This is a genomic window from Phyllobacterium trifolii, assembly GCF_014192095.1.
Classification (GTDB): domain Bacteria; phylum Pseudomonadota; class Alphaproteobacteria; order Rhizobiales; family Rhizobiaceae; genus Phyllobacterium; species Phyllobacterium trifolii.
In genome coordinates this window covers 223,348-231,317 of sequence record NZ_JACHXN010000010.1, presented here as the reverse complement: position 1 = coordinate 231,317, position 7,970 = coordinate 223,348, and the positions used below count along the sequence as shown (strand labels likewise).

Here is a 7,970-nt window from a genome sequence, read left to right as displayed (position 1 = left end):
ATCGCTCATAAACGGCTCATCGGCTCATCCGCCGGCATGAGCCTTAACCCCGGAAAATTCCAGCTCCGGGTGGCCTAAAGACGGGTAGCACGTCAGTTAGTCCGATCTGTCTGTTGGCCGTCCCGTAGGATCTGAGCTTGTCGGTCACCATGACCCGGGGTGCACGTCCTTACACCTTCAGCAGCTTGCGGATCAAACGCTTGGCTGCCTTGGCATTCCTGCGGCTTTGCACGAGGACATCGAGGACGAAGCCGTCCTGATCAACGGTGCGCCACAGCCAGTGTTTTCTGCCCCCGATCGAAACAACGGCTTCATCTAGATGCCACTTGTCGCCAAGGCGTGGTGTCCGGCGGCGGATCTTGTTAGCGTAGTCCCTGCCAAACTTTTCCGCCCACTGTCGGATAGTCTTGTGTGTGACAATTACTCCCTTGTAGGCCAGCATATCTTCGACCATGCGAAAACTCAGGGGGGAAGCGGAAGTACAGCCATACTGCTTCGGCGATGACTTCGGCTGGAAAACGATGGCGGCGATACACAGGCGAGCAAGCGTTGTTCATAAAGCATTGTCGGTCATCAAAATAACCGGCAAGTTAAGGTTACAGTGCCCTCTCGATAGATGTTGCGCTCGAAAAGCTCGGTATCGAGAGGGAGTGTACGATATTGTGCTGCGACAAGACCTGCGACGAACGGCCCGATGTAGCGATACGCTTCGAGGTTTCGTCCCAGGCACCGAGATGCGGGTCCGCACATTGAAATGGGCAATATTCAAACCGAATTGGTCGTTGATCTCGTTGACGGCCGCGACGGCCTGACCTGCCGCCTCAAGTTCCTTGATCGCCGGCTGGATGGGCGAGACCACCAGTTCCGACGAGCGAATGATCGTCCGTCTGCAGCGAACTATCGACGCCTGGCGCGTCGACGATGATGAGGTCGAACCCAGCTCCGCGATCTTTGATCGTCGCCTCGATTGAACGTTTTGTGGAGGCAACCATAACGTCGATATGTTCCGGTACGTTGCTTTTCTCCGAACACAACCTCCACACCCGGAGAGATTTTGCCTGTTGTCCGCATTGATGAGGAGAACGCGCTCTCCGCGCAGCGCGTATTCTCCCGCCATTAGCGCGTGACAAGCGTCGTCTTTCCCGCTCCGCCTTTGTTGCTCACCGCCGCGTAGGTTCTTGCCATGGTCGCGTCCATATTCGTGCTGACGATAAACCCATAATGCATCGAAATGACCGATCGGTGCAAGTCAAAACTGAATATCTCATGTTGCTCCTTAGGGGTGAGCGCTTTCGGCATTCATTCGCGGAATACAGTGTGGAATATATTCCACACCACATAAATACACGGGTCAAATGCATGGAGTTCACATACAGAGTGGATGTATTTTCACTCTATGTAGAGAGACAAAGCAATTGCTTAGCGGGAGTTGGTCCAGCGGTAAGGCATTTGGCGTAAGGTGCTGCTTGCGCAATCCGCTTCGGTCAGACCGGACGGATGGAAGGTCTCGATCAGCAAGCCACAGCGACGAGCCTAAGGCGATGACTTGAAAAACTGTTACCGATTCGGTACTGTTGGTTTTGGCAGGATACGCAAATTTGTGATACAAATTTGCTGGACGATCGACGGACAGGCCGTCGATATCGCCTGTGGCGGGATTGAGGAAGGTCAGGTGAACGGGTCCGCATCGGATAAGTACAGCATAGTCCCGAGGGCGGATCGCAAGACCAAGGTCGTCCACGCCCGATTCAGCGCCATGGAAATGGTAAAGATCGAGAACGCCGCACAGGCTGCGGAGCTGACGGTCTCCGCCTTCATGCGGTCGCTGACCCTTGAGGGCGCCGGTGTTCGCCCCTTTTTCACGAAGGAGGATCGCGTCATTCTCAGCGCGCTTCTGGCTGACCTCAGGGCAGTTGGCATCAATCTCAATCAGCTCGCCCGCGCCTTGAACCAAAAAAAGCCGCGCACGGATGAGGAGCGCGCGGTGATCGATGATGTTCAGCGGTTCATGGCGGCACTCCTGTACGAGATCGCCTTCTTTGCCGATCGCGGCGCCAGATTGCGAAAGCGGGGAACATAGTGGAGTTCTTTCTTGGAGCCTTCACGGCCGAATGGGAGCGGCGGCGGGCAGCCTTGCTCCACGATCTCTCGCTCGGGCAAAGAAAGCCGGATGATGACGAGGAGCGCCGCCGCGGAAGTGTCGCGGCGACGCTAGTTCCCGTCGGCGCGAAGACCGGCAGCCGGTTGCGAGGGGCGAGGTCTTGGCGACCGGGGACAGGTCGCGCTCCATTTGTTGCCGAAAGGCCGATGCGCGCGCGCTTTGAGGGCCTTGCCGCCGGTAGTCAGTCGGCCGTGGTGAAAATGGCTTCGTTCGGCGGTGGTTCGCGGCTGGGCGCCATGATCAATTACGTTTCCCGCAATGGCGAAGTCGTGGTCGAGAACGAGCGTGGCGATCACCTCCGCGGACGCGATCAACTGTCTGCTGTGGGAAGCGAGTGGGATCACCTTCTAAAGAACCGTGCCGCGAGCCGTGACATCGGGTTGTTCGAGATTTCCGTCACGGAAGGGCGCCGTGACGGTGAGGAGGGTATCGAACGGGCGCGCGCGATCGTGAGACAGGGCCTGGGCGACCGCGCTTTCGCTTTGGCAGTGACCATACGGCCCGATGGCAGCGGGTTCGATATTGAAGGTATCGCCGTGCTTCGAAGTGCCCGGGGCGAGCGATTGAGTGCCGACGAGAAGGCAACGGCGATCGTTCAACGACGCCTTGACGACGCTCGTAGCGGAGTGGCCGGGAGCGCAAGCTTCCGGTTCACCGGTTATGGTAATGGAACTGATTACGGCAGCGGTCGCTTGCGTTCGCTGGTCGAAGCACACAAGGGCAAGGTGTGCGATGAGCAGGGGCGCGAGATCGGTGACCGCAAGCGGGCGGGAGACCTTGTTCAACTTGAATGGCGCGGCCAGCTCCATAGCCGCAAACCGCGCGATGTCATGCATCTTGTCCTGTCGGCGCGCGCCGGAACCGATGCGGCGGCCTTTCGGGAAGCAGCGCGGGATTTCCTGGGGACGCAGTTTGCCGGGCACCGTTATGTGTTCTCACTTCACGATGCTGCAAGTGACCCGAAGACGGAGGAAACAGGCGGCAAGCGGCCGCACGTTCACGTCCACGCCATCATCGCCATGCGATCGGACGCAGGTGACAGGATCGAGACGACAATCCCGGCCTTTCGGGAGTGGCGGCTGACAATGGCCGAAAAGGCGTGCGCGCACGGCATCAACATGGAGATGACCGATCGCCGTGATCGTGCGAGCCCCCCTGCTTACTCGAAAAACCAGGTCCGGCCGATGAACATGATCGGTCGCACGCAACACGAAGGTACAAGCGCCTCCGCGCAACGCCGATACGACACAAAACGCTCGGATGAGGATAGCTTCCCGAGCACGCCTCGCAGCAAGGCCTATGCCCGAACGGCGCAACAGGAGTGGCATTCTATCGGTAGTTCCGCGCTATTGCCTACGCAGAAAGACTTTGCCGGGGCTCAGGTAATCCGGTTTGAAGCCCATCCCGCGCGAGCCGAAAGAAAGGCGGTCTGGCAAGGCCAGCCGTCAAATTCTGGCCCCCTGACCCGGCCTGAATTCGAAGCCTACGAAAGACGCGTTGAGACAGCACTCTTCCAGGCGGCGCGCTCTTTGCCACCGCATGAACAGGATGGGTTTGAGGAAATTGCCAAGGCGGCGAGGGAACACGTCAATGTGCGCCGCGAAATTGTCGACATGTTGGAACAGCGCGATCGTGATGCTGGCGACGCGCCGGGCCGCAGCGTAGGCGTCAATGAGCGGGAAGACGAGAAGCTGCGATGGAATAATGCTGTCGAGCGACATGGGTTTGCGGCCGCCGAGGCGGCGAACAGACACCTGGTTGAGATCGAGCAATCCCGGGGAGCCATCAGCCGAGCTGAGGCGGACGACCAGGATCCGGGCAACGTCACGGCGATGAAACAGGAACTGGAAAAACAACTGATCAAGACCGCTGAGCTTGGCGCGAGCGGAAATGCCCTGATCCGGGAAGTGGCCGAAATTGATGAGGATCTGAAAAACGCGTTCCAGGCTGTGGGACGTGAGCGGCTGAAGCCTGAGCGTGAGCGATCCCCGTCGGGCTCTGAGGCAAACGAAGTGACCGGATTGTTGGTCGGGAGCGCTCCCAACGCGGCGTTAACGCGGGTAGGTGACGACCAAAACCGCGATGCAGACGGTCAGAATACCGGGCAGATGGCAGGTTCCAGTGGCCATACAACAAAGAGCGACCCCGCTAAGCAGCATGTGCCGCGCCTGGAAGAACTGCAACGGGAAGCTGATGAACAAAGAGCGGGCGATCACGATGATCGAGACCGGTAACAAGAGGGCAATGCCATGCGTGACGAGAGGCGGATCATCGTCGTTGAGGAGAATAAAAGCAACGAGGGATTGGCGACGGCATCCGGCATCGTGTTTGTCGTTGTCATGGGGATCGCATTGTTCGACCGTGGGCTGACAATGGCCTGGGCGGCAGTCGTTGGCTGGTTCAACTAAGACCTTTTGGGGAGCGGCCGCGCATTGCGACGACCTCCGGTGGCACCAAGAACCCATTTCAGGAGATCTCATTCGCTTCTATAATTGACACAAAGCCCAGTTTTGTGGGGCTTTTGCCATTCATGGGCTTCCAGATAGTACCAAGACATCCCAGATTTTTGTTGGTATATTTTCTGGTATTCTTCAACACACCCACAAATGTGACGCCGAACGGCTCGAAACTCTGGCGGCTTTCTTACCGACATAACAATAAGCAAAGCTGCTCTCGTTTGGCGTATACCCCGCCGTATCGCTCGCCGACGCCCGCAAAGAGCCCGACTCTTCGATCAAGCGTTCCACGATCGACCTTGAGGCGGGCAAAAGGGTGCTTTGTGTTTTCTGGTGGAATACACCCCTCTACAATATTTCTGGTATTCGCCGGGAAGAATGGTTCCCGTTCTTCGCCGTGCAGGCGGTTCCGCGCGACGGCACCCGTCATGGACACGCCAAGCACATGCTGCGCCTGCGCCGCGACGACGGCATCGGCAAGCCGGAGGCTGCTGAAGTCATCATCGTCAATTCGCATGACGGAACGAGCAGCTACCAGATGTTCGCCGCGATGCTGCTTTTCGTCTGCACCAACAGTCTGGTTGCGGGCGAGCGGTTCGAGGATGTTCGCGTCCCGCACAAAGGCAATATCCAGCATGACATCATCGAAGGCGTATATACCGTCGCGGAGGATTTCCCGCACCTGATCGACGCCAGTGAGACCATGAAAGAAATCACCCTGTCGGCGGACGAGCGCCGCGTGCTGGCCGAGGCGAGCCATGTCGCCCGCTATGGTGAGGAGGAAAGCCCCATCCGCCCCGAGCAGATCATCGAGCCGCGTCGTCGCGAGGACGCCGCGCAAAGCCTCTGGATGTCCTACAATGTCATTCAGGAGAATATGATAAGGGGCGGATTGAACGGGCAGCGGCGCAACGCCGAGGGCCGCATTCGCCGCAGTCAGACTCGCGCCATTAACGGCATCGACCAGAATGTGACCCTCAACCGCGCGCTCTGGACGCTGGCCGAGGGTATGCAGCGCCTCAAGACGCGATGACCCGGAAAGCCATAGAGTTGGGTTTCCGGCTCTACGGCTTTCCGCCTTTTAGGCAGTTTTACTACCTATGCGTGGCCCGGATCGAAATTCATGAGTACGAGGGGTCGATTTTCACGACGATTTTTGGCGCAACAACTCGCACGGATCAACGCCCAGCGCATCGGCTATTTGGCCAAGTACGGTCACGCTGGCCGAGACTTTGCCGCGTTCGATCGCGCCGACATAGCGCATACTCAAATCGGCCCGCGCTGCCAAATCTTCTTGCGTCAGGTTCTTTTCATGGCGAATGCGACGCAGGTTGACCGCCATGGATTCCTTCAAGTCCATGACAGATGGGAAGCAGAACCGGAACTATCGTTCTAGGAACGATAGTTCCTATTCGTCTCCGATGTGCTATATAGGCCGAGTATTGTAGCGGCAGACCAACGGGTAGGTGCGTTTGGTGATCAAGTTCAGTCGATCGTAGCTTGCTGTTAATGGCTCTCGCGGGATGTACCGCGACATACTCGCTCCACGGGGATTGATAGATGCTCCGCCGAAATGTCCAGCAGCCAGAAACGCCATCGCGGTCGCGTTACCAGCAAGCACCTATGTGCGAATGCCCGCATGCTGCTGATCTTTATGTCGGGCGTCAGGTTGCCGCCGTGCGCATCCATTCGAATGTGACGCAGGCCGAGCTTGCCCGCGCTGTCCGGGTAAGCCCGCAGCAACTGCAAAAATACGAGAACGGCAAGAACCGCATAAGTGCGTCCATGCTGTTTGAAATCGCGACATTCCTCGGCGTGCCTGTCAGCCGCTTTTTCGAAGGTCTGCCTGGAAATGAGAAGCAAAGCGGCGAGGTGGCCTCGCTTCCCGTCGACGAGCGGATCACATTCATAGCAAGCAGTGAGGGGCGCCGCCTCGTTGAAGGGGTGATGCGGCTGCCTCCTCGCACGCGCCGCCGCGTATCCTCGTTCATCGCCGCTTTGGGCGAGGAACTGGCAGCTCTGAACGGCGCCATGGCGTGCCCTGTGCCGAAGACGGAAAAAGGGTATGGCAGGGCACCGGACACATATGGGGCAGGGCGGACGGGCTCTACATCCGATGAGGATCGGGGATGAACATGGCGATCTCCGAGCCGCCGCCCGCCTTCAAGGTTGGTGACTGCAGGACAATCTCCCGTGACAAGAGGTCATGGCATCGCCTCGAGGCCGACCTTGTCCGGCGCAGCGGGCTTGCCAAGGAGGAGACGGCGATCACCTCCAGCCGTCACGTTGTCCTACTTAATGTGCAGGGCAACTGCGAGCGCGGCGAATACTTCATAGATGGCAGGAACGCCGGGTTTGTACCGCGAAAGCCCGGCGCAATCCTGTTTGTTCCCGCCGGATGCAGCTGGCGGGGCTGGGAAGCTGGCGCCTCGACAGCCGCCTATCTGGCAATCCAGGTCAACCCGGCACATGTGGCAGAGCTTCTTGCCGGGGGGCAACTCGACGCGCTGCCGTCGCTCTCGCCGGATCTCGGCTTCGAGGATCCCATCATACTGAACGCAGCGCGCGGGATAGGCGCAGAGATCCGTGACCGCAATCCTCTCAGCGCCATGCTTGTCGAGAGCTATACGGCGACGATCTTCGCCCAGCTGATGCGCAGGCAAAGATATCCGGCTGCTGTCCGCAAGGGCGGGCTCGCCCCGATGAACCTTAACCGGGTGATTCAGAGAATTGATGATGACCTCACGGCTGACTTGTCGCTTTTGCAACTGGCCGACCTTGCCGGTTTGAGCGTTCCTCACTTCTGCCGGGCGTTCAGGCAAACGCTTGGCTGTCCGCCCTATGCCTTCATTATCCGGCGCAGGATCGAGCGGGCAAAGGACTTTCTGTGCCATTCCTCGATGCCTGTCACCGATATCGCGCTGTCGTGTGGCTTCTCCAGTTCAAGCCACTTTTCCAATGCCTTTCGCCGGGAAGTGGGCACGACCCCCGTGGCATATCGCGGCAGCTGGCCGGGCAAAGCCTAGCAATGATTTACTGATCAGATTTCGCACCTGCATCAATTTACTGCAAGCACCCTTGCGCTGGCTGTCGCATCTTCGCAAAAAACAAACGAGGGTCTCCAGTGCATACTCAATCGGATAACGGTAAATTCAGCCCCTCATTTCTGACATCAATGCCCCGCTGCGCGTCAAAAATCTGAAGAAGCGCTTTGGCACGCTCGAAGTCCTCAAAGGGATTTCCATGACCGCGCAGCGCGGCGATGTCATCTCCATCTTGGGAAGCAGAGGTTCAGGAAAAAGCACCTTTTTGCGCTGTGGACTGGTAGATTACTCTGTCTGGAAGGCATTTCT

General features: G+C 58.3%; 8 protein-coding genes and 2 pseudogenes. 7 read left to right on the top strand and 3 right to left on the bottom strand.

Translation table 11 applies throughout. The features are described 5' to 3' along the window. Positions 1-97: 97 nt before the first annotated feature. Positions 98-557 (bottom strand): annotated as a pseudogene (locus tag FHS21_RS16935) (IS6 family transposase); the annotation flags it as partial. A gap of 264 nt (positions 558-821) precedes the next feature. Then, on the bottom strand, positions 822-992 hold the full coding sequence (locus FHS21_RS30735; RefSeq protein WP_246411069.1) for a hypothetical protein: 171 nt from the start codon (positions 990-992) through the stop codon (positions 822-824). A gap of 608 nt (positions 993-1,600) precedes the next feature. Between FHS21_RS30735 and FHS21_RS31370 the strand changes: the two genes are divergently transcribed. The 4 genes from FHS21_RS31370 to FHS21_RS16910 all read left to right on the top strand — a co-directional run bounded on the left by FHS21_RS31370 (position 1,601) and on the right by FHS21_RS16910 (position 5,650). Next, entirely contained in the window at positions 1,601-2,080 is a 480-nt protein-coding gene (locus FHS21_RS31370) for a plasmid mobilization protein (protein ID WP_312879891.1), read from the top strand. Next, positions 2,080-4,395, top strand: coding sequence for a conjugal transfer protein TraA (locus FHS21_RS16920; protein ID WP_183663235.1), 2,316 nt, complete (start codon positions 2,080-2,082; stop codon positions 4,393-4,395). Before FHS21_RS31370 ends, FHS21_RS16920 begins: the two co-directional genes overlap by 1 nt. Before the next feature lie 15 nt (positions 4,396-4,410). Then, a complete protein-coding gene (locus FHS21_RS16915) occupies positions 4,411-4,569 on the top strand; it encodes a hypothetical protein (RefSeq protein WP_183663232.1) in 159 nt (52 codons plus the stop codon). A gap of 364 nt (positions 4,570-4,933) precedes the next feature. Then, entirely contained in the window at positions 4,934-5,650 is a 717-nt protein-coding gene (locus tag FHS21_RS16910; RefSeq protein ID WP_312879890.1) for a DUF932 domain-containing protein, read from the top strand. Between the two features lie 111 nt (positions 5,651-5,761). Here the strand turns inward: FHS21_RS16910 and FHS21_RS16905 are convergent, their stop codons facing one another. Beyond that, complete coding sequence (locus FHS21_RS16905; RefSeq protein ID WP_112532534.1) at positions 5,762-5,977, bottom strand: helix-turn-helix domain-containing protein; 216 nt, start codon at positions 5,975-5,977, stop codon at positions 5,762-5,764. A 200-nt stretch (positions 5,978-6,177) separates the two neighbouring features. Between FHS21_RS16905 and FHS21_RS16900 the strand changes: the two genes are divergently transcribed. The 3 genes and pseudogenes from FHS21_RS16900 to FHS21_RS16890 all read left to right on the top strand — a co-directional run. Then, positions 6,178-6,750 carry a helix-turn-helix domain-containing protein gene (locus FHS21_RS16900; RefSeq protein WP_183663229.1) on the top strand — a complete coding sequence of 191 codons (573 nt, stop codon included), beginning with the start codon at positions 6,178-6,180 and terminating at the stop codon, positions 6,748-6,750. Further along, positions 6,747-7,643 (top strand): AraC family transcriptional regulator, encoded by an 897-nt coding sequence (locus FHS21_RS16895; RefSeq protein WP_183663226.1) that lies wholly within the window; start codon positions 6,747-6,749, stop codon positions 7,641-7,643. Before FHS21_RS16900 ends, FHS21_RS16895 begins: the two co-directional genes overlap by 4 nt. 136 nt (positions 7,644-7,779) lie before the next feature. Continuing rightward, positions 7,780-7,935: pseudogene (locus FHS21_RS16890) on the top strand (ATP-binding cassette domain-containing protein); the annotation flags it as partial. Positions 7,936-7,970: the final 35 nt, after the last annotated feature.

What these genes read in the sequence shown, in the direction of transcription:
- FHS21_RS30735 (WP_246411069.1), bottom strand. Translation starts at nt 992, where the DNA reads ATGGTTGCCTCCACAAAACGTTCAATCGAGGCGACGATCAAAGATCGC.
- FHS21_RS16915 (WP_183663232.1), top strand. Translation starts at nt 4,411, where the DNA reads ATGCGTGACGAGAGGCGGATCATCGTCGTTGAGGAGAATAAAAGCAAC.
- FHS21_RS16905 (WP_112532534.1), bottom strand. Translation starts at nt 5,977, where the DNA reads ATGGACTTGAAGGAATCCATGGCGGTCAACCTGCGTCGCATTCGCCAT.
- FHS21_RS16900 (WP_183663229.1), top strand. Translation starts at nt 6,178, where the DNA reads ATGCTCCGCCGAAATGTCCAGCAGCCAGAAACGCCATCGCGGTCGCGT.
- FHS21_RS16895 (WP_183663226.1), top strand. Translation starts at nt 6,747, where the DNA reads ATGAACATGGCGATCTCCGAGCCGCCGCCCGCCTTCAAGGTTGGTGAC.